Annotated in this window: 22 protein-coding genes and 3 tRNA genes; 19 read left to right on the forward strand and 6 right to left on the reverse strand. The window is 73.2% G+C overall.

Annotation, left to right across the window (positions count from 1 at the left end):
- Positions 1 to 56: 56 nt before the first annotated feature.
- Complete coding sequence (locus ACF1BN_RS18940; RefSeq protein WP_392332738.1) at positions 57 to 1,241, reverse strand: sensor histidine kinase; 1,185 nt, start codon at positions 1,239 to 1,241, stop codon at positions 57 to 59.
- Between the two features lie 156 nt (positions 1,242 to 1,397).
- Here ACF1BN_RS18940 and ACF1BN_RS18945 point away from each other — a divergent pair, with 156 nt between their 5' ends.
- The 14 genes from ACF1BN_RS18945 (at position 1,398) to ACF1BN_RS19010 (ending at position 14,175) form a co-directional block, all read left to right on the forward strand.
- Positions 1,398 to 1,790, forward strand: coding sequence for an NADH-quinone oxidoreductase subunit A (locus ACF1BN_RS18945; RefSeq protein ID WP_376600847.1), 393 nt, complete (start codon positions 1,398 to 1,400; stop codon positions 1,788 to 1,790).
- Positions 1,781 to 2,431, forward strand: a complete 651-nt coding sequence (locus tag ACF1BN_RS18950) for an NADH-quinone oxidoreductase subunit B (RefSeq protein WP_392332739.1) — start codon at positions 1,781 to 1,783, stop codon at positions 2,429 to 2,431. Before ACF1BN_RS18945 ends, ACF1BN_RS18950 begins: the two co-directional genes overlap by 10 nt.
- Positions 2,428 to 3,606 (forward strand): NADH-quinone oxidoreductase subunit C, encoded by a 1,179-nt coding sequence (locus ACF1BN_RS18955; protein WP_392332740.1) that lies wholly within the window; start codon positions 2,428 to 2,430, stop codon positions 3,604 to 3,606. Before ACF1BN_RS18950 ends, ACF1BN_RS18955 begins: the two co-directional genes overlap by 4 nt.
- Complete coding sequence (locus ACF1BN_RS18960) at positions 3,603 to 4,565, forward strand: complex I subunit 1 family protein (protein ID WP_360309098.1); 963 nt, start codon at positions 3,603 to 3,605, stop codon at positions 4,563 to 4,565. Before ACF1BN_RS18955 ends, ACF1BN_RS18960 begins: the two co-directional genes overlap by 4 nt.
- Entirely contained in the window at positions 4,566 to 5,126 is a 561-nt protein-coding gene (locus tag ACF1BN_RS18965) for a NuoI/complex I 23 kDa subunit family protein (protein WP_392332741.1), read from the forward strand. It begins immediately after the preceding gene.
- On the forward strand, positions 5,123 to 5,677 hold the full coding sequence (locus tag ACF1BN_RS18970; RefSeq protein ID WP_392332742.1) for an NADH-quinone oxidoreductase subunit J: 555 nt from the start codon (positions 5,123 to 5,125) through the stop codon (positions 5,675 to 5,677). Before ACF1BN_RS18965 ends, ACF1BN_RS18970 begins: the two co-directional genes overlap by 4 nt.
- Positions 5,677 to 6,039, forward strand: coding sequence for an NADH-quinone oxidoreductase subunit NuoK (gene nuoK / locus ACF1BN_RS18975; protein ID WP_392332743.1), 363 nt, complete (start codon positions 5,677 to 5,679; stop codon positions 6,037 to 6,039). The genes ACF1BN_RS18970 and nuoK overlap by 1 nt, the downstream gene beginning before the upstream one ends.
- On the forward strand, positions 6,036 to 8,015 hold the full coding sequence (locus ACF1BN_RS18980; protein WP_392332744.1) for an NADH-quinone oxidoreductase subunit L: 1,980 nt from the start codon (positions 6,036 to 6,038) through the stop codon (positions 8,013 to 8,015). The genes nuoK and ACF1BN_RS18980 overlap by 4 nt, the downstream gene beginning before the upstream one ends.
- Positions 8,016 to 8,042: 27 nt before the next feature.
- Positions 8,043 to 9,596 (forward strand): NuoM family protein, encoded by a 1,554-nt coding sequence (locus tag ACF1BN_RS18985; RefSeq protein ID WP_392332917.1) that lies wholly within the window; start codon positions 8,043 to 8,045, stop codon positions 9,594 to 9,596.
- Positions 9,596 to 11,131: an NADH-quinone oxidoreductase subunit N gene (locus ACF1BN_RS18990; protein ID WP_392332745.1), complete on the forward strand. Its 1,536-nt coding sequence runs from the start codon at positions 9,596 to 9,598 to the stop codon at positions 11,129 to 11,131. Before ACF1BN_RS18985 ends, ACF1BN_RS18990 begins: the two co-directional genes overlap by 1 nt.
- A gap of 43 nt (positions 11,132 to 11,174) precedes the next feature.
- On the forward strand, positions 11,175 to 11,630 hold the full coding sequence (gene mscL, locus ACF1BN_RS18995; RefSeq protein ID WP_392332746.1) for a large conductance mechanosensitive channel protein MscL: 456 nt from the start codon (positions 11,175 to 11,177) through the stop codon (positions 11,628 to 11,630).
- 227 nt (positions 11,631 to 11,857) lie between these two features.
- On the forward strand, positions 11,858 to 12,721 hold the full coding sequence (gene htpX, locus ACF1BN_RS19000; protein ID WP_392332918.1) for a zinc metalloprotease HtpX: 864 nt from the start codon (positions 11,858 to 11,860) through the stop codon (positions 12,719 to 12,721).
- Positions 12,718 to 13,152, forward strand: a complete 435-nt coding sequence (locus ACF1BN_RS19005) for a YccF domain-containing protein (RefSeq protein WP_392332747.1) — start codon at positions 12,718 to 12,720, stop codon at positions 13,150 to 13,152. The genes htpX and ACF1BN_RS19005 overlap by 4 nt, the downstream gene beginning before the upstream one ends.
- Positions 13,153 to 13,155: 3 nt before the next feature.
- Positions 13,156 to 14,175 carry a hypothetical protein gene (locus ACF1BN_RS19010; RefSeq protein ID WP_392332748.1) on the forward strand — a complete coding sequence of 340 codons (1,020 nt, stop codon included), beginning with the start codon at positions 13,156 to 13,158 and terminating at the stop codon, positions 14,173 to 14,175.
- 40 nt (positions 14,176 to 14,215) lie between these two features.
- Here ACF1BN_RS19010 and ACF1BN_RS19015 read toward each other — a convergent pair whose 3' ends face one another.
- The 3 genes from ACF1BN_RS19015 to ACF1BN_RS19025 are packed head-to-tail and all read right to left on the reverse strand — an operon-like array spanning position 14,216 to position 15,892.
- Positions 14,216 to 14,842, reverse strand: a complete 627-nt coding sequence (locus ACF1BN_RS19015; RefSeq protein WP_392332749.1) for an alpha-ketoglutarate-dependent dioxygenase AlkB family protein — start codon at positions 14,840 to 14,842, stop codon at positions 14,216 to 14,218.
- The gene (locus tag ACF1BN_RS19020; RefSeq protein WP_392332750.1) at positions 14,839 to 15,345 is read right to left on the reverse strand and encodes a methylated-DNA--[protein]-cysteine S-methyltransferase; all 507 of its coding nucleotides are present in this window, start codon (positions 15,343 to 15,345) and stop codon (positions 14,839 to 14,841) included. The genes ACF1BN_RS19015 and ACF1BN_RS19020 overlap by 4 nt, the downstream gene beginning before the upstream one ends.
- Positions 15,346 to 15,400: 55 nt before the next feature.
- Positions 15,401 to 15,892, reverse strand: coding sequence for a YajQ family cyclic di-GMP-binding protein (locus tag ACF1BN_RS19025; RefSeq protein ID WP_043228851.1), 492 nt, complete (start codon positions 15,890 to 15,892; stop codon positions 15,401 to 15,403).
- A 183-nt stretch (positions 15,893 to 16,075) separates the two neighbouring features.
- On the opposite strand from ACF1BN_RS19025, the gene ACF1BN_RS19030 reads away from it, so the two are divergent.
- Positions 16,076 to 16,157: transfer RNA gene (locus ACF1BN_RS19030), tRNA-Tyr, on the forward strand.
- Between the two features lie 73 nt (positions 16,158 to 16,230).
- Here the strand turns inward: ACF1BN_RS19030 and ACF1BN_RS19035 are convergent.
- On the reverse strand, positions 16,231 to 16,887 hold the full coding sequence (locus ACF1BN_RS19035) for an NAD(P)H-binding protein (RefSeq protein WP_392332751.1): 657 nt from the start codon (positions 16,885 to 16,887) through the stop codon (positions 16,231 to 16,233).
- 16 nt (positions 16,888 to 16,903) lie between these two features.
- Entirely contained in the window at positions 16,904 to 18,166 is a 1,263-nt protein-coding gene (locus tag ACF1BN_RS19040; RefSeq protein ID WP_392332752.1) for an amidohydrolase family protein, read from the reverse strand.
- A 205-nt stretch (positions 18,167 to 18,371) separates the two neighbouring features.
- Here ACF1BN_RS19040 and ACF1BN_RS19045 point away from each other — a divergent pair.
- The 4 genes from ACF1BN_RS19045 (at position 18,372) to ACF1BN_RS19060 (ending at position 19,379) form a co-directional block, all read left to right on the forward strand.
- Positions 18,372 to 18,444: transfer RNA gene (locus ACF1BN_RS19045), tRNA-Thr, on the forward strand.
- 44 nt (positions 18,445 to 18,488) lie between these two features.
- A tRNA-Met gene (locus tag ACF1BN_RS19050) sits at positions 18,489 to 18,561 on the forward strand.
- A gap of 116 nt (positions 18,562 to 18,677) precedes the next feature.
- Entirely contained in the window at positions 18,678 to 18,842 is a 165-nt protein-coding gene (gene rpmG / locus ACF1BN_RS19055; protein ID WP_003956487.1) for a 50S ribosomal protein L33, read from the forward strand.
- Between the two features lie 84 nt (positions 18,843 to 18,926).
- Entirely contained in the window at positions 18,927 to 19,379 is a 453-nt protein-coding gene (locus ACF1BN_RS19060) for a MaoC family dehydratase N-terminal domain-containing protein (RefSeq protein ID WP_392332753.1), read from the forward strand.
- The last annotated feature ends 2 nt before the right edge of the window (positions 19,380 to 19,381 follow it).

Genomic DNA, 19,381 nt, shown 5'->3' on the forward strand with positions numbered 1-19,381 from the left:
TTCCGCCACCCGCAGCCCAGCCGTGCCGCGTCGCCCCCGCCGCACAGCCCCGCCGCTCAGCCCCTTCGCTCCCGCCACGGCAGCTCCGCCGTGACCGTCGTCGGCCCGCCCTCCGGCGAGTCCACGACCAGCAGCCCGTCCACCGCGCCCAGCCGCTCCGCCAGGCCGGCCAGGCCCGTGCCGGGGCCGTCGAGCCGGGCTCCGCCCACGCCGTCGTCCCGGACCTGGAGCAGCAGCCGGTCCTTCGAGCGCCACACCTCCACCGAGGCCTTGCGGGCGCGGGCGTGCTTGGAGACGTTCTGGAGCAGTTCCGAGACGGTGAAGTACGCGATCCCCTCGATCGCCTCGGCCGGCCGCTCCGCCAGATCCACGTGCACCGTCGCCGGCACCGTGCACCGGCCCGCCAGCGAGGACAGCGCCGCCCCGAGCCCCCGGTCGGTCAGGACCGCCGGATGGATCCCGCGCGCGAGGTCCCGCAGCTCCTGGAGCGCCAGCTTCACCTCGCCGTGCGCCTCCGCGACCATCGCCGCCGCCGCGTCCGGATCCTCGTGCAGCTTCTCCTTCGCGAGGCCGAGCCCCATCGCCAGCGCCACGAGCCGCGCCTGCGCCCCGTCGTGCAGGTCCCGCTCGATCCGCCGCAGGTCCGCCGCCGCCGTGTCCACCACCACGCCCCGGTCCGACTCCAGCTCGGCGATCCGCCGCTCCAGCTCGTCCGAGGGCGAGAGCAGCCCCCGGACCATGCCCCGGTCCGCCGCCGCCAGGCCCCGCGCGATGAACGGCAGCACCGGCCACAGCGCCACCAGCGCCACCAAGGTGACGGAGAAGGTGAAGACGCCCCACGGCAGCCTGATCAGCCCGTACAGCTGCGTCCGCCACGCCACCGGGTCCGCCAGCCGCGCCCACAGCCAGGGCAGCGTGCCCCCGACGCGCGGCAGCCGCGACGGCTCGGCCACGTCCACGTCCAGCATCGCCCGCGCCCGGGCCCGCTCGGACCGGCCGATCCCGCGCGCGCCCGCCTGGCCCGCCGCCAGCAGCGGCAGGCCGATCACGGTCACCGACAGGGCGACCCCGACGACCACCGAGGTGATGGCGTAGACGAAGCCCACGAGCGAGGCGGGCAGGTTCAGGAGGAGGAAGGAGATCTCCTTCCAGGTCTCCTTCCCGTACGCGGTCCGTCGCCGCGCGGGCGGGTTGCGGGCCGCGACGGCGGGGGAGGGAGTGCTCGGATGATCAGCGGTCATGCCCCCAGCCTGCCGTCCCCCGCCCCCTCCGGGCCATGGGGGAGGTGGGTGTCGGCCCGGGGGGATAACCCCACCCGCACCTGCTTACGCTCCTTTTAGCAGGGCCTAGACTCGCGTCCGTGAAAACGGCGGCGAGGGACTAGAGGGGCGGCGGACGTGCGGGAACCGACCGTATTCGCGGCGGACTACTTCGATACGTACTCCGTCGTCGGCCTGCTCGCCGTCGTCGGCGTGCTCTTCGTCGCGGTCGCCTTCGGCGCCGGGCGGCTGCTCCGGCCCGTCGTGCCGACCCCGGAGAAACTGCTCACGTACGAATGCGGCGTCGACCCCGTGGGGGAGGGCTGGGCCCACACCCAGGTCCGCTACTACGTCTACGCCTTCCTCTACGTGATCTTCGCCGTCGACTCGATCTTCCTCTTCCCGTGGGCGACGGTCTTCGCCGCGCCCGGCTACGGCGCCACCACCCTCGTCGAGATGTTCGTCTTCCTCGGCTTCCTCGCCGTCGGGCTGCTCTACGCGTACAAGAAGGGCGTCCTGACATGGACGTAACACCGGACGTGACACCGGACGCGACACCGGAGACGACTCCTTCCGGAGGCGCCTCCGGAGGCGCCGGGAGCGCCGTCCCCCTGCCCGCCCCGAAGCTGGGCACGCTCTCCCGGCTGGCCCCGGAGCCGATGAAGGTCGTCCTGAACTGGGGCCGCCGCTACAGCCTCTGGGTCTTCAACTTCGGCCTCGCCTGCTGCGCGATCGAGTTCATCGCCGCGTCCATGGCCCGCCACGACTTCATCCGCCTCGGCGTGATCCCCTTCGCGCCGGGCCCCCGCCAGGCCGACCTGATGATCGTCTCCGGCACGGTCACGGACAAGATGGCGCCGGCCGTGAAGCGGCTCTACGAGCAGATGCCCGAGCCGAAGTACGTCATCTCCTTCGGCGCCTGCTCGAACTGCGGCGGCCCCTACTGGGACTCGTACTCGGTCACCAAGGGCGTCGACCAGATCATCCCCGTCGACGTGTACGTCCCCGGCTGCCCGCCCCGCCCCGAGGCGCTCCTCCAAGGCATCCTCAAGCTCCAGGAGAAGATCGCGCGGGAGAACCTCGCCGAGCGGTACGGCACCACGGCCCCGGCCTCCGTGTCCCAGCTCACCAGCCCGCTGGTCACCCCGCCGCCGGGAGGCGACGACCGATGAACCGCTACGACTCCCTTCCCGAAGCCGTGACGGACCTGTTCGGCGACGAGGCGGCGGCGGAGCGGGCGTACGACCTGCTGACCGTCGACGTCCCCGTCACGGACTGGCTCGACGCGCTGCGGACCGCCCGGGACGAGCTGGGCTGCACCTACTTCGACTGGCTGAGCGCGGTGGACGAGCCCGGCACGGGCTTCCGCGTCTGCGCGCACGTCGTCGCCGTCGGGGACGGCGCCCCCCGCCGCCTCCTGCTCCGCACCACCGTGCCCCACGCGGCCCCCGCCCTCCCCACCGCCATCGGCGTGTACGCGGGCGCGGCCTGGCACGAGCGCGAGACCCACGAGATGTTCGGCGTCGTCTTCGAGGGCCACCCGAACCTCACGCCGCTGCTCCTCCCCGAGAACTTCGAGGGCCACCCGCTCCGCAAGGACTTCGTCCTCGCCGCCCGCGTCGCCAAGGCGTGGCCGGGCGCGAAGGAGCCGGGCGAGTCGCACGACGGCGGCCCCAAGCGCCGCCAGATGCTCCCGCCGGGCGTCCCCGACCCCAACGAATGGGGCCCCCTCAAGGGCCAGCTCCCCCCGGCCCCCGAACGCCCCGCCCGAGGTGCCGCCGCCGACCGGCCCCGCCGCACCCGCACGGCGGCGGACGGCTCGGCCGCCCAGGAAGCCCCGCCCCGCCGCGCCCGCACGACCTCGGAAGGCTCCGCGAGCCAGTCGCCCCCGGCTCCGGCGGCCCCGGAGACCGGAGCCCCTCCGGCCCGCCGCGCCCGCTCGGCGTCCGAGGGCTCCGCGAGCCAGTCGCCCCCGGCCGCGCCCCGCCGCTCGCGCAGCGCGTCGCAGGGCTCCGCGAGCCAGCAGGCGGAGCAGTCCGGCGAGACCCCGACGGCCCCCGCGTCGCCGCCGCGCACGCGCAGCGCGGACGCCCCCTGGCACCACGCCCGCCCGGCCTTCGACGACGACACCCCTGAACCCCCCGTACCGACCCCGGAGGCCAGGCCCGCCGCAGGCGACCCCGACCCCGACCCCGGCAAGCGCCCCGACGCGGCCCCCGACACGGCCCCCCACACCCGCCCTGCCCCCGACACCAGCCCTGACCCTGCCCCCCACACCCGCCCTGACCCTGGCACCGAAACAGACCCCGACCGCGACCCCGACCCCGCCGGAGGCGATCCCGCGTGAACGACGCACTCGACGTCGCCGTCCGGCTGCTGCTCGTCTTCGCCGCGTTCCTCGTGCTGCCGCTCGTCGTCGGGCAGACCGAGCACAAGGTGATGGCCCACATGCAGGGCCGGCTCGGACCCATGTACGCCGGTGGTTTCCACGGCTGGGCCCAGCTCGTCGCCGACGGCGTGAAGTTCGCGCAGAAGGAGGACGTGGTCCCGAAGGACGCCGACCGGCGGGTCTTCCAGCTCGCGCCGGCCGTCGCCCTCCTCCCGTACCTGCTCGTCCTCGTCGCGATCCCGGTCGCACCGGGCTCCGTCGGCGCGGTCGTCGACGCCGGCATCTTCTTCGTGCTCGCGGTCATGGGCGTCGGCGTGCTCGGCAGCCTGATGGCCGGCTGGGCGTCCGCGAACAAGTTCTCGCTCCTCGGCGGCCTCCGCACCGCCGCCCAGCTGCTCGCGTACGAGCTGCCGATGCTGCTCGCCGCCGCGTCCGTCGCGATGGCGGCCGGCACCGTCTCCCTCACCGGCGTCCTCGACGCCTTCGAGTGGTGGTGGGTGCCGTGGCAGATCGTCGGCGCGCTGGTCTTCTTCGTCGCGGGACTCGCCGAGCTCCAGCGCCCGCCGTTCGACATGCCGGTCGCCGACTCGGAGATCATCTTCGGGGCGTACACCGAGTACACGGGTCTCCGCTTCGCGCTCTTCCTGCTCGCCGAGTACGCCGGCATCGTCGTCCTCTGCGGCCTCACCACCGTCCTCTTCCTCGGCGGCTGGCACGGCCCCTGGGGCGCCGACGGCCTCGGCTGGCTCTGGACGCTGCTGAAGACCGCCGTCCTGGCCTTCGTCGTCATCTGGCTGCGGGTGAGCTACCCGCGCCTGCGCGAGGACCAGCTCCAGAAGCTGGCCTGGACGACCCTGGTCCCGCTCGCCCTGGCGCAGATCGCGCTCACCGGCATCGTGAAGGTGGCGATCAGCTAAATGTCCCCGAACATCCCCGGCTCCGGCCTCGCCAAGGGCCTCGCCGTCACCCTCCGCACGATGACGCGGAAGACGGTCACCGCGCAGTACCCGGACGCGCAGCCCGAGCTGCCGCCCCGGTCGCGCGGGGTGATCGCGCTCTTCGAGGAGAACTGCACGGTCTGCATGCTGTGCGCCCGCGAGTGCCCGGACTGGTGCATCTACATCGACTCCCACAAGGAGACCGTCCCGGCCGCCGCCCCCGGCGGCCGCGAGCGCAGCCGGAACGTCCTCGACCGCTTCGCCATCGACTTCTCCCTCTGCATGTACTGCGGGATCTGCATCGAGGTGTGCCCCTTCGACGCGCTCTTCTGGTCGCCGGAGTTCGAGTACGCGGAGACCGACATCCACGAGCTCACCCACGAGCGGGACAAGCTCCGCGCGTGGATGTGGACCGTCCCCGAGCCGCCCGCGCTCGACCCGGCGGCGGAGGAGCCCAAGGAGATCGCCGCCGCCCGCAAGGCCGCCGAGAAGGCCGCGGCGCAGGCCGCCGCGGCCCAGCAGCAGGAGGGCCCGCAGTGACCCTGGCCGCCCAGACCGCCCCCGGCTTCCTCTCGCCCTCCGGCGTCGAGATCGCCTTCCTCCTCGTCGGCCTCGTCACCCTCGGCGCCGCGATCGTCTCGGTCACCACGAAGCAGCTCGTGCACGCCGCGCTCTGGCTCGTCGTCGCGCTCGGCGGCCTCGCCGTGGAGTACCTGCTCCTGACCGCCGAGTTCATCGCCTGGGTGCAGGTCCTCATCTACGTCGGCTCGGTCGTCGTCCTCCTCCTCTTCGGGCTCATGCTCACGAAGGCCCCCATCGGGCGCTCCCCGGACGCCGACTCGGGCAACCGGCCGGTCGCCCTCGGCGTCGCGCTCGCGGCGGCGGCCGCCCTCGTCTGGGTCGTCGTCGACGCCTTCCGCACGACCTGGATCGAGCTGGACGGGCCCGCGCAGGGCTCCACCGGCGTGACCGGCGAGATCCTCTTCCGGCACTGGGTGCTGCCCTTCGAGGCACTGTCCGTGCTCCTGCTCGCCGCGCTGGTCGGCGCCATCGTCCTGTCCCGCAAGAAGCCGGAAGGGGAGCGGGACTGATGCACCTCGCCTACCCCGCCGTCCTCGCCGCGCTCCTCTTCTGCGTCGGCCTGTACGGCGTCCTCGCCCGCCGCAACGCCATCCTGGTCCTGATGTCGGTCGAGCTGATGCTCAACGCCGTCAACCTGAACCTCGTCGCCTTCGACGTCTGGCTCCGCGACGCCCTCCACGCGGGCCAGGCCCTCACCCTCTTCACCATCGCCATCGCCGCCGCCGAGATCGGCATCGGCCTCGCCATCGTCCTGATGGTGTACCGCAACCGGGGCACCTCCGACGTCGACCGCCTCCGCGACACGGCGGAACCCGCGCACCGCCCCGACGAGACAGACGAGACAGACGAGAAGGCCGAGGCCGCCGCGTGACCACCACGACCCTCGCCGTCCTCGTCCCCCTCCTGCCCTTCCTCGGCGCCGCCGCCGGGCTCGCCGTCGGCCGCGCCGCCCCCGGCTTCGTCCGGCCGCTCGCCGTGCTCCCGACCCTCGCAGCCGCCGTCCTCGCCGTCCTCGTGGCGATCCGCCAGGGCGGGAACACGGTGATCGAGGCGAGCACCCAGCTCACCCCCACCGGCTCCGTCCCGATCTCCCTCGGACTCCACATCGACGGCTTCGCCGCGCTCGTCGCCGTCCTCGTCGGCGTGGTCGCGAGCTGCGTGCAGATCTACTCGACCGGCTACCTCCGCGAGGACCCCCGCTACCCCTCGTACGCGGCCCTCGTCTCCCTCTTCACCGCCGCGATGCTCCTCGTCGTCTACTCCGGCGACCTGATGGTGCTCCTGGTCGGCTGGGAGATCATGGGCATCTGCTCGTACTTCCTCGTCGGGCACTACTGGGAGACCCCCGAGGCGCGCTCCGCCTCCCTGAAGGCCTTCCTCGTCACCAAGCTCGGCGACGTCCCCTTCCTCTTCGGGCTCTTCGCCCTCGCCACCGACGCCGGCACCTTCCGCATCGACGGCATCCTCTCCACCGTCGCGTCCGGCGGCCTCGACCACCCGACCCTGGTGGCGCTGCTGCTGCTCGCCGGCGTCGCCGGGAAGTCCGCGCAGTTCCCGCTGCACACCTGGCTCCCGGACGCCATGGCCGGCCCGACGCCGGTGTCCGCGCTCATCCACGCGGCCACCATGGTCGCCGCCGGCATCTACTTCGTCGCCCGGCTCCTCCCGGTCTTCGCCGCGTCCGCCGCCGCGATGACCGTGCTCGCCGTGATGGCCGCGGTCACCATGGTCGGCTCGGCGCTCGCCGCGCTCGCCCAGGACGACATCAAGCGGGTCCTCGCCTACTCGACGATCGGCCAGCTCGGCTACATGGCCGGCGCGCTCGCCGTCGGCGACCGGGGCGCCGCCGTCTTCCACCTCCTCTCGCACGCCGCCTTCAAGGCGCTGCTCTTCCTCGCCGCCGGCGCGGTCATCCACGCCGCCGGCACCAACTCCCTGACCGCCATGTCCCGGATGGGAGGCCTGGCGAAGCGGATCCCCGACGCGTACTGGACGATGACCGTCGCCCTCCTCGCGCTCGCCGCGATCCCGCCCTTCGCCGGCTTCTTCTCCAAGGAGGCTGTCCTCGTCGCCGCCGAGCACACCGCGCTCGGCGACCGGACCACCGCCCCCGCCGGGGCCGGCTGGACGATCCTCGTCGCGGGCCTGCTGACCGCCCTCCTCACCGCCGCGTACGCGCTGCGCCTCTGGCTCCGCGCCTTCCGCGGCCACGGCCCCGAGGCCCCGCGTCACGGCCGGCAGCCGATCGCCATGACCTCCGTCCTGTGGGTCCTCGCGATCCCGTCCCTCGGCTTCGGGCTGAGCGCCGTGTACCTCGACGACTGGTTCGACGGCGAGGCCCTCACCCCGACCCTCACCACCGCCGTCCTCGGCACCGGTCTCGCCGTCGCGGGCGGCGCCGTCACCTACGCCGTCTGGCGCACCCTCGCCGCCCGGGCCGTACCCGCCGTCCCGACCCCGCACGTCGCCCACCCGGACGCCGACGCCGGTCTGGTCGAGGCCGAGGCGCTGCACCTGCCGCACCCCGCGCGGGACCCGGCCGACCCCGGCCGCGCCCTCCTCGGCCCGCTGCACGGTCCGGCCGCCGACGGCTTCCACCTGGACGCCCTGTACCGGAAGGTCTTCGTCCGCCCCGTGCTCGGCGCCGCCTCCCTGGTCCGCTTCCTGGACCGCGAGGTCGTCGACACCTACGTGAGCGGCGCCGCCGGCTCCGCCAAGGGCCTCGGATGGCTCGTCCGCCGCGCCCAGACCGGCAACCTGCAGACCTACCTCAGTGCCCTGCTCGCCGGCTCCGTCCTCCTGGCGATCGTCGCCGTCGCCGTCGCCAACGCCTTCGCCGGAGCGTGAGCCGTGATCGATATCAGCGAATCCGTGATGCAGTTCCTTCTCGTGCTCATCGTCGCGGCGCCCCTCCTCGGCGCCGTCGCCGCGCTCCTGCCCGCCCCGCCAGGACTGAAGGGGAAGTCGCCCGAGCAGGCCGTGCTCCGCCACGGCGTCACCGTCACCGGCGTGATCCTGCTCGCCGCGCTCGCCCTGACCCTCGGCTTCGACCACGACGACCCGTCGAGGATGCAGGCCACCACGGACATCAGCTGGATCAGGGCACTGGACGTGCGGATCCACCTCGGTGTCGACGGCATCTCGCTCCCGCTCCTGGTGCTGACGGCGCTGCTGACCTTCCTCTGCGCGCTGTACTCCTTCTTCAAGCCGCCCGCGGGCCCGTCCCCGAAGGCGTTCGTCGCGCTGCTGCTCGTCCTGGAGGCCGGCACCCTCGCCACCTTCGCCGTCCTCGACCTGGTCCTCTTCTTCCTCGCCTTCGAGATGGTCCTCGTCCCGATGTACTTCCTCATCGCCCGCTGGGGCGGCGAGGGCCGGCGGGCCGCCGCCGGGAAGTTCATCCTCTACACCCTGCTCGGCTCCGTGATCATGCTGCTCGGCCTGCTCCTGATCGGGGTCGAGGCGGGCACCTTCGACATGGTGGCGCTCGCCACCGACAACGGCCGTGGACTGACCACGTCGGTGCAGGTCACCGCCGTACTCGCGATCGGCGTCGGGCTCGCCGTGAAGACCCCGATGTGGCCGCTGCACTCCTGGCTGCCGGACGCCCACACCGCCGCCCCCACCGTCGGCTCGGTCCTCCTCGCCGGCGTGCTCCTGAAGATGGGCACGTACGGCTTCGTCCGCATCGCCCTCCCGATCGCCCCCGACGGCATGCACACCCTCGCCCCCTACCTGGCCGCCTTCGCCGCCGCCGGCATCGTCTACGGCTCCCTCGCCTGCCTCGCCCTGGCGCGGCCCGGCGCCAAGGGCGACCTCAAGCGGCTGATCGCGTACTCCTCCGTCGGCCACATGGGCTTCGTCCTCCTCGGCATCGCCACCCTGACCCCCACCGGGGTCAACGGCGCCCTCTTCGCCAACATCGCCCACGGCCTCATCACCGGCCTGCTCTTCTTCCTCGTCGGCGCCCTGAAGGACCGGTACGGCACCGCCGACCTCGACACCCTCGCCGGGGCCACCGGCGCCGCCCTCTACGGCCGCGCCCCCCGCCTCGGCGCCCTCCTCGCCTTCGCGGCCGTCGCCTCCCTCGGACTGCCCGGCCTCGCCGGCTTCTGGGGCGAGATGCTCGCCCTCTTCGCCGCCTTCGACCCGGCCGAGGGCCTGAACCGCACCGCGTACCTCGTCTTCATGGCCCTCGGCGGCCTCGGCACCCTGCTCACCGCCGCGTACCTGCTGATCGTCGTCCGCCGCGTCTGCATGGGCGGCCCCCGCCCGGCCGGCGAACCGGAGCTCGCCGACGTCCAGCCGTACGAGCTGGCCGCCTGGACCCCGCTCGTCGCCCTCACCGTCCTCGCCGGACTCTGGCCCGCGGTCCTCCTCGGCCTCACCGACCCGGCCGTCCAGCAGCTCCTCGCGGGAGGCACCCAGTGATGTCCGCCAGCACCGCCGACGCCTCCCTCGTCCAGTCCGTCGACTGGCTGACGATCGCGCCCCCGACGCTCACCGCCCTGGTCGCGCTCGGCGTCCTCGTCGCCGACCTCTTCGTCCCCGCCGAACGCAAGCGGCTCCTCGGACGGATCTCGATCACCGGCCTCGCCGCCGCCCTCGCGCTCCTCCTGCCGCTGCGCGCCGGCGACCGGGCCACCTTCTGCCTCACCGCCGCCGCCCGGACCGACAGCCACGCCCAGACCGCCGGGTGCAGCTACACCGCCGACCACTTCACCCTGGTCATCCAGCTCCTCGTGCTCGGCGGTGCCCTCCTCACCGCCCTGCTCTCGCTGCCCGCCACGCGCGCGGGCAAGCTCCCGGCCGGCGAGTACTGGTTCCTGCTGCTCTCCTCCGCCGCCGGCGCCGCCCTGCTGCCCGCCTCCCGCGACCTCGCCACCCTCGTGGTCGCCCTGGAGGTCGCCTCGCTGCCCGCCTTCGCGCTCGTCGGCCTCAAGCGCGGCGACCGGCGCTCCAGCGAGGCCGCCCTCAAGTTCTTCCTCTCCTCGGTGACCGCCACGGCCGTCACCCTCCTCGGCGTGAGCTTCGTCTACGCCGCCACCGGCACCCTCCACCTCACCGAGATCGCCGCCCGCCTCGACGACGTCCCCGGACAGCTCCAGACCCTCGCCGAGGCCGGCGTCGCCCTCACCCTCGTCGGCTTCGCCTTCAAGGTCGCCGCCGTCCCCTTCCACTTCTGGGTCCCCGACACCTACAGCGGCGCCCCGCTGCCCGTCGCCGCCTACCTGTCCGTGGTCGGCAAGGCCGTCGGCTTCACCGGCCTCATCCTGGTGACCGTCGTCGCCTTCCCCTCCCACGCCGACATCTGGGGCCCCGTCCTCGCCGTCCTCGCCGCCCTCACCATGACCGCCGGCAACGTCGCCGCCCTCCGGCAGGACCCCACGCGCGAGGGGAGCGCCGTCCGGCTGCTCGCCTGGTCCTCCGTCGCCCAGGCCGGCTACCTCCTGGTGCCGATCGCCGCCGCCGCGTACTCCGGCGACGACCAGGTCGGCGCCACCGTCGCGTACGCCCTCATGTACGCGGTCGTGAACCTCGGCGCCTTCGCGGTCGTCGCCCTCGTCGCCCGCGCCCACCCCGGCAAGCGGATCGCCGACCACGCCGGGCTCCACGCCACCAGCCCCGCCGCCGCCCTCGCGCTCGCCTTCTTCCTCCTGAATCTGGCCGGTTTGCCCCCGGGTATCATCGGCCTCTTCGCCAAGGTGACCGTCTTCTCGTCGGCCGTCGACGCGGGCCTCGGCTGGCTGGCCGTGGTCATGGGCGTCAACGTCGTCATCGGCCTCGCGTACTACCTGCGGTGGACGGCCCTGCTGTTCCGCACGCCGGAGGACGCCGTCCCGACGACACCGCGGCGGGCCCCCGCGCCCGTCACCCTGGCGATCGCGCTGACCGCCGCCGCCGGAGCCGTCCTGTCGGGATACCCGCAGCTCGTTCTCCGCTTCGCGACGGGCGGCCTCTTCTGACCCCACGCCCCCCACGGAACCCCACCTCTAGGAGCAACACCCCGTGCTGAACGGATTCAAGGACTTCATACTCCGCGGGAACGTCATCTCGATGGCCATCGGCCTGGCCGTCGGAACCGCGTTCACCGCCGTCGTCACCGGCTTCAGCAAGGCCTTCATCACCCCGCTCATCGGTCTCGCCACCGGCTCCGTGGGCAATTTCAACGACGCCCAGTTCCACGTCGGCAAGACCGTCTTCCCCTACGGCCTGGCCATCTCCGCCACCATCGCCTTCGTCATCACCGCCGCGGTCCTCTACTTCCTGATCGTCGCCCCGCTCGCGAAGGTCCAGCAGCGGTTCGCCAAGGAGGAGGCGCTCGACCCCAAGGCCGAGAAGCGCGACTGCCCCCGCTGCTTCACCGAGATCCCGGCCGTCGCCTCCCGCTGCGCCCACTGCACCAGCGAGGTCGAGCCGACCGCCGCCGGCCTGGAGAAGCTCTCCGTCCCCGCGGCCCGCTGACGACATCGCCCCGGGTGACCCGGCCGCCCCGGCCGCCCCGGCTGCCCCGGGTGTCCCGGCCGCCCCGGGTGTCCCGGGTGACCATCACCCGAACGGCGTAATACGCCCCCGGTGCGGCCGGGGGAACCGCAGCCTCTCGCCTGGCGTTGACCAGTACGTGAGGGTCCACTGGACGCGTGGACCACGAAGCAAAGGGTTCCCCTGCCGCACCACTTGGAGGGCGTACCGTGCACCGCCGGCACAACGGGCTGAGGACCGCCGTACTCCTCGGAGGGCTCTCCGCCCTCATCATCGTCATCGGCAGTTTCTTCGGCCGTACGGGCCTGATCGTCGGACTCGTCGTCGCGATCGGCACCAACGCGTACGCGTACTGGAACAGCGACAAGCTGGCCCTGCGCGCCATGCGCGCCCGCCCCGTCAGCGAATTCGAGGCCCCCGCCCTCTACAGGATGGTCCGGGAGCTCTCCACCCAGGCGCGCCAGCCGATGCCCCGCCTCTACATCTCCCCGACGCAGGCGCCCAACGCCTTCGCCACCGGCCGCAACCCGCGCAACGCGGCCGTCTGCTGCACCGAGGGCATCCTCGCCATCCTCGACGAGCGCGAGCTCCGGGGAGTCATCGGCCACGAGCTCAGCCACGTCTACAACCGGGACATCCTCATCTCCTCGGTCGCCGGCGCGCTCGCCTCCGTGGTCATGTTCCTCGTCAACTTCGCCTGGCTGATCCCCGTCGGCCGCTCCAGCGACGACGACGGACCCGGCCTCCTCGGCTACCTGATGATCATCATCCTCGGCCCCATCGCCGCCTCGATCATCCAGCTCGCCATCTCCCGCTCCCGCGAGTACGAGGCCGACGCCTCCGGGTCCCAGCTCACCGGCGACCCGCTCGCCCTCGCCAGCGCCCTCAGGAAGCTCGAAGCGGGCACCAAACAGCTCCCGCTGCCGCCCGAGCCGCGGATCGAGACCGCGAGCCACATGATGATCGCGAACCCCTTCCGCCCGGGCAAGGGACTCTCCAAGATGTTCTCGACCCACCCGCCCATGGCCGAGCGGATCGCTCGCCTCGAAGAGATGGCAGGTCGCCGACCGTGAAGACCGTCCTCAACGTCATATGGCTCGTCCTCTCCGGCTTCTGGCTGTTCCTCGCCTACCTCCTCGCCGGAGTGCTGCTCTGCATCACCATCATCGGCATCCCCTTCGGCCTCGCGGCCTTCCGGATCGGCCTCTACGCCCTCTGGCCCTTCGGCCGCACCGTCGTCGACAAGCCCGGCGCCGGCGCCGCCTCCTGCGTCGGCAACGTCCTGTGGCTGATCCTCGCCGGCTGGTGGCTCACCATCGGCCACATCGTCACCGGCATCGCGCTCTGCATCACGATCATCGGCATCCCGCTCGGCATCGCGAACTTCAAGCTCATCCCCGTCTCGCTGCTGCCGCTCGGCAAGGACATCGTCCCCACCGACCAGGCGTACGGCCACGGCGCCCCGACGACCCCGCAGCAGCAGTACCGCCACCCCGGCTTCTGACCCGTGCACCAACCCCGCTACGCCCTGCTCTCCGGCCTCCACGCCGTCGCCCTCTGCCACGACGTCCGCGGCCTCTACGGCGACCCCGCCCCGCCCCCGCGGGTCCGCCACGAGCTACGCGGCTGCGAACCACGCGGAGAACTCGCCCGGGCCGTCACCCAGGCGATCGTCGAGGGCACCGCCCCCCTCGGTACCCTCGACGTCGAGACCCCCGACACCGCCTGGCGGCTCACCGCCGTCCGGGTCCTCGGCGCCCGCGGCGACGTCGTCACCGTCGAGTCCGCGGGCCCGCCGCGCCGCCTCCACGGGACGCACGGCGCGGTCCCCTGCGGCAACCTCGTCCGCGTCTCGCCCGAACCGCCCGAGGAGCTGACCCACGGCCAGGTCACCTTCCTCGGCTGCTCCCCGCGCGGAGCGCTCCGCGACGCCCTCGCCGCCGGCGCGGCGGAGTACGAGGCCGTCCGCTACCAGATACTCGATCTCACGGCCGGCCCCCAGTACGAGGCCGAGGCCGGCCGGGTCACCGCCGTCGCCGCCTCCCGCCGCCACCACGAGCTCGTCGACCTGACCGTCGCCTTCCCCCGCGCGGGCCTCCTGCCGCACCAGCACCGCGAGGTCTGGGACCTCTTCCACGACCACGAGCCGCCCGCCCAAGGCACCTGGCGCCGCTTCACCGGCACCGCCCGCGCCGAGTGGCTGCGCCAGGCCGCCCGCCGCGCCCACCGGACCCCGAGAGCCGTCACCGGCGAGACGTACACGCTGGACGGGCGCGCGACCACCGACGGCGACGCCTTCCTCTGCGCCCTCGGCGAGGCCGTCCTCGGCCCCGGCCGCGCCTTCCCCGGCGGCACCCCGCGCACCCTCGGCCCCGCCCTGTCCGGCAGCACCCTCGTCTGGCGGGACGCGGCCACCGCCCGCGCCTGTCTCGGCGTCACCCCGCTCCTCGCCGAGCCCCGCCCGCCCACCTTCCAGGAGTGGGTCGACGGCCTCGGCGCGGCGGGCGTCCACGTCGTCCTCGCCTGACCGCACCCGTTCGCGATCGCACACCCGGCCGCCGGCGGGCTCACGGACGGCCGGTCTCCCGCAGGGTGATGTTGAGCCGCCCGGACAGCCCCAGCGACGGATCGGCCGTGCCCGGGAACACCCTCGGCACGCCGTGGTACACCCACCGCGACTCCCCGCCGAAGACGAACAGGTCCCCGGAGGCCAGCTCCACATCGCTCCAGGGCCGCCCCCGCCCCTCGGCGTTGCCCAGCCGGAAGACGCACCGGTCGCCGAGGCTCAGCGACACCACCGGCGCCCCCGACCGCTCCTCCTTGTCCTGGTGCATGCCCATCCGGGCGCCGTCCCCGTAGAAGTTCACCAGCGCGGTGTCGGGCGCGAAACCGCCGTCCTCCCCGTACGCCTCGGCGACCGCCGCCCGCCCCAACGCGACCAGCCAGCCGGGCAGTTCCACGGCGACGGAGTCGAGATACCGGTACGGGACCCACTGCCGGCCCAGACAGAGCGAACGCACCGACATCACGCCCCCGCCGGGCAGCACGGTCTGCCGGTACGCCAGCGGCCCGCGCCCGAACTCCCGGCAGGCCGCGACCAGTTCCCGCTGCCGTTCGGACGGCAGCCACCCCGGCACGTGCACCGCCCCGGGCGCCGGCTCGGCCCGCTCGCGCGGGAACAGCCCCTCGGTCACGCGAGGGCTCCCTCCAGATCCAGCAGCGACCGCTTCCGGTCGAGCCCGGCGGCGTACCCGCGCAGACTCCCGTCCGCGCCGATCACCCGGTGGCAGGGCCGCACCACGAGCAGCGGATTGCGCCCGATCGCCGTCCCCACCGCCCGCACCCCGGCCCCGCCCGCCCCGACCCGCCGCCCGATCTCCGCGTAGCTGACGGTCGTCCCGTACGGGATCTCCTCCAGGGCCGCCCACACCCGCCGCTGGAACTCCGTCCCGGCGTCCCCGGCGAGCGGCACGTCGAACCGCTCCCGCCGCCCGCCGAAGTACTCCTCCAGCTGCGCCAGGACCTCCGCGAAGGCCCCCTGGTCGCGCACCCAGCCGTCCTCGACCGCCAGGGCCCCCTTCTGCCCGGGCAGCGAGAGCGACCGCAGCACGGCGCGGCCCCCCGTCGAGACCCGCCCGGTCAGCAGCATCTCGCCCAGGGGGCCGTCGGCGTACGCGTACACGGTGATGTCGTCCATGACTCCAGTGTGCGAGCCCCGCCGGCCCGAGGACCGGCGGCTTTCGGACACGGAACTACCGGTAGTTCACGAACTGGATCGCGAAGTCGAAGTCCTTGCCCTTGAGCAGCGCCTGCACGGCCTGCAGGTCGTCCCGGCTCTTCGAGCTGACCCGCAGCTCGTCGCCCTGGACCTGCGCCTTGACGCCCTTGGGGCCCTCGTCCCGGATGGTCTTCGCGACCTTCTTGGCATTCTCCTGCGAGATGCCCTCGGTGACCGACGCGAAGAGCTTGTACTCCTTGCCGGACAGCTGCGGCTCACCCTCGACGTCCAGCGACTTCAGCGAGATCCCGCGCTTGATCAGCTTGGTCTGGAAGATGTCGAGGATCGCCATCACGCGCTCCTCGCCGTTCGCCTGCATCAGGATCTTCTCGCCCGACCAGGAGATCGAGGCGTTGGTTCCCTTGAAGTCGTAGCGCTGCGAGATCTCCTTCACGGCCTGGTTGAGGGCGTTGTCGACCTCCTGCCGCTCGACCTTGGAGACGATGTCGAAACTGGAGTCGGCCATGACTCGTGGCTCCTTGCTCGGATGCTGTGGGGTACCCCCAAAGCCTAGGGGGTGAGCAACGGCCCGAACCTCTGATCACCCGCCGATCAACCCGGTGGCGAACCACCCCCGGGGATCAGGTATTGTTTACGTCGTTGCCAGGGAACACCGCAGAACAGCGGGGAACCAGGGCAGCGAACCCATGGCGATGTGCCCGAGCGGCCAATGGGAGCGGACTGTAAATCCGTCGGCTTAGCCTACCCAGGTTCGAATCCTGGCGTCGCCACGTGAAGAAGGTCCCCGGTGTTCTCACCGGGGACCTTCACTCGTTTCCGGGGGTGGGGGGCCGGGGCCCGGGGTCAGTTGCCGGCGACGTCCTTCACGGCGACCGTGACCGGGGTCGGGCCCGTGACCAGTTCCAGGGTCAGGCCGGCCGTCGCGGGGGTCTCGACCAGTTCGGCGAGGACCGCGGCCACGTCGTCGCGGGGGATCGGGCCGCGGCCCGTCCGGGCCTCCAGGCGGACCAGGCCCTTGCCCGCGTCGTCCGTCAGCATGCCGGGGCGCAGGACCGTCCACTCCAGGCCCGGACGGGAGCGGACCGCGTCGTCCGCCGCCCCCTTGGCCCGCAGATAGGCGTCGAAGACCTCGTCGCCCGCGTGGGACGCGTCCGCGCCCATCGACGAGACGACGAGGAAGCGGCGGACGCCCGCCCGCTCCGCCGCGTCCGCCAGCAGGACGGCGGCGTCGCGGTCCACCGTCTCCTTGCGGGCGACGCCGCTGCCCGGGCCCGCGCCCGCCGCGAAGACGGCCGCGTCCGCGCCCTTCAGGACCTCCGCGACCTCCTCCACGGACGCCGACTCCAGATCCAGCACGACGGGCTCGGCGCCCGCCGTCCGCAGGTCCTCCGCCTGCTCCGGGCGGCGGATGATCCCGACCGCCTCGTGTCCGCCCGCCGAGAGCAGCCGCTCCAGGCGCAGGGCGATCCGACCGTGTCCTCCAGCGATGACGATGCGCATACCCCGACCGTACGGCTCAGCGGGCCGCCGGGCCTCCCGGATCCGGCCGGCCCGCCTGTCGCGGCAGGTCCAGCGCCGCCGCCGAGTCGCAGTACTCCCGCACCGCGCTCGTCCGCGCCACCACCCGCCCCCGGTGCACCACGATCCGGCTGTACGCCAGCGACAGCACGCCCGCGAGCCGCTCGCCCCGCACCGCCACCAGCTCCGCGGGGAAGCCGGCCTCCACCCGCACCTCCGGCAGTCCCATCGCCTCCCGCGCGCCGGCGCTCACCGCCCCGTACGCCTCCTCCGGCGACAGCCCGTCGAGGGAGGCCAGCAGGAAGGCCGCCTCCAGCGGGTCCCCGCGCCCCACCGGGTTCGCCGTGTCCCGCAGCGAGCCGCCGCCGGCCGCCAGCCGCACTCCCGCCGACCGCAGCAGCCGCACCGGGGCCGTGCCCCGCCGCTCGGTGCCCGCGCAGCCGCCCTGCGGCAGGCAGACCACCGTCACCCCCGCCGCGGCCAGGCGGTCCGCCGTCCGGCCCGCCACGTCCTCCGGCAGCCGCGCGAGCCCCGCGCACGGCCCGATCGCCACCCCCGGCCGCAGCCCGCCGGCCATCGCCGCGAACCGCGCGAGCCGGGCCGGGTCGTCCCCGTCCGTGTGCAGGTCCACCGGCACCCCGTGCTCGGCTGCGACCTCCAGGACCGCCTCCACGTACCCCGCCGGGTCCGGGTCCAGGTCCGGGCAGCCGCCCACCACCGCGGCGCCCATCTTCACCGCGTCCCGGAGCATCGCCAGACCGTCCGCGCCCGCCGCCCCGGTCAGCAGCCGGGGCACCGCCACGGCCGTCAGGTCCGCCAGGCCGCGCAGCGAGCGCCGGGCCTGGAGGACCGCCTCCAGCGGGCCGAGCGCGTGCACGTCACCGATCCGGACGTGGGCCCGCAGCGCGGTCGCCCCGTGCCCGAGCTGGAGCAGCGCCGCCTCGGTGGCCCGCCGCTGCACCTCCTCGGGGGCGTACGAGACCGGGCCGGGGGTGGCGGCGGAGAGCGCGGTGTCGGCGTGGGCGTGCGGCTCCGCGGGGGCCGGCAGCAGCAGATGGCCGGTCAGGTCCACCCGGGCGCCGAGCGTGGTGAGGCTCCCGGCGGTGCCGACGGCCTCGATCCGGCCCCGCACCAGCCGCACGTCCACGGTCCGTCCGTCGGTCAGCCGCGCGTTCGACAGCAGGAGCGCGTTCGCGTCCTCGGTGGCCGCGCCGCCCCCGTCGTCGGAGGGCTGACGGGGCTGCTTGCTGTCGGCCGACATCGGGCTCCTCACCAGTCACCAAGATCGAGATCACGCAGCGTGGGGCAGAGCCTAGGGGCGGCCGGCCGCGCCTTCGAGGAGGAGCGCAATAGTCGTACCGATGAGTCCACGAGTGGCGTACGGGGCGGGCCGGGCGCCCGGCCCGGGGCCACGCCAGAACGGATTTGGGCGATGGGCCGCGGACCGTGTAATGTCTTCCTCGCTCGCCCCAATAGCTCAGTCGGCAGAGCGTCTCCATGGTAAGGAGAAGGTCTACGGTTCGATTCCGTATTGGGGCTCTGGTGTAGGGAATCCCGCCTTCGGGCGGGGCTACCGACATCAAAGCGGTGTAGCTCAGTCGGTAGAGCAAGCGGCTCATAATCGCTGTGTCACCGGTTCAAGTCCGGTCACCGCTACACACGGTAGCCGATTGTGGGGTCGGTCCTGCGATCGGCTACTCTTTTTGTGCGCCTCAAGTCTCTGACCTGGGGTCGCCGCCAGTCCATCCATCCGTCCGTCAAGGAGCACTCACGTGGCTGCCACCGACGTCCGCCCGAAGATCACGCTGGCCTGCGTGGAGTGCAAGGAGCGGAACTACATCACCAAGAAGAACCGGCGCAACAACCCGGACCGTCTTGAGATGAAGAAGCACTGCCCCCGCTGCAACTCGCACACCGCGCACCGCGAGACGCGCTAATCAGGCTCGTTCACGAGGCCGCCCCCACCTGGGGGCGGCCTCGTGGCGTTTCACGCATCAGATTCAGCAGGAGGTATCGAGGCCATGGCGCTCGACCAGTCCTTCGTGGGCCGGACCTATCCGCCCACCGCGCCCTACGAGGTCGGCCGGGAGAAGATCCGCGAATTCGCCGAGGCGATCGCTGACACGAATCCCGCGTACACCGACGCCGAGGCGGCGAAGGAACTCGGCCACCCCGATGTGATCGCCCCGCCGACCTTCGTGTTCGCCATCACGTTCAAGGCCGCCGGGCAGGTGATCGAGGACCCGCAGCTCGGCCTCGACTACAGCCGCGTCGTCCACGGCGACCAGAAGTTCGCCTACACCCGGCCCGTCCGCGCCGGCGACCGCCTCGCGGTCACCTCCACCATCGAGGCCATCAAGTCGCTGGCCGGCAACGACATCCTGGACATCCGCGGCGAGGTCCACGACGAGACCGGCGAGCACGTCGTCACCGCCTGGACCAAGCTCGTCTCCCGCGCCCCCGAGGAGGCCTGACC

It is taken from the genome of Streptomyces sp. NPDC014861 (assembly GCF_043081625.1).
GTDB lineage: Bacteria > Actinomycetota > Actinomycetes > Streptomycetales > Streptomycetaceae > Streptomyces.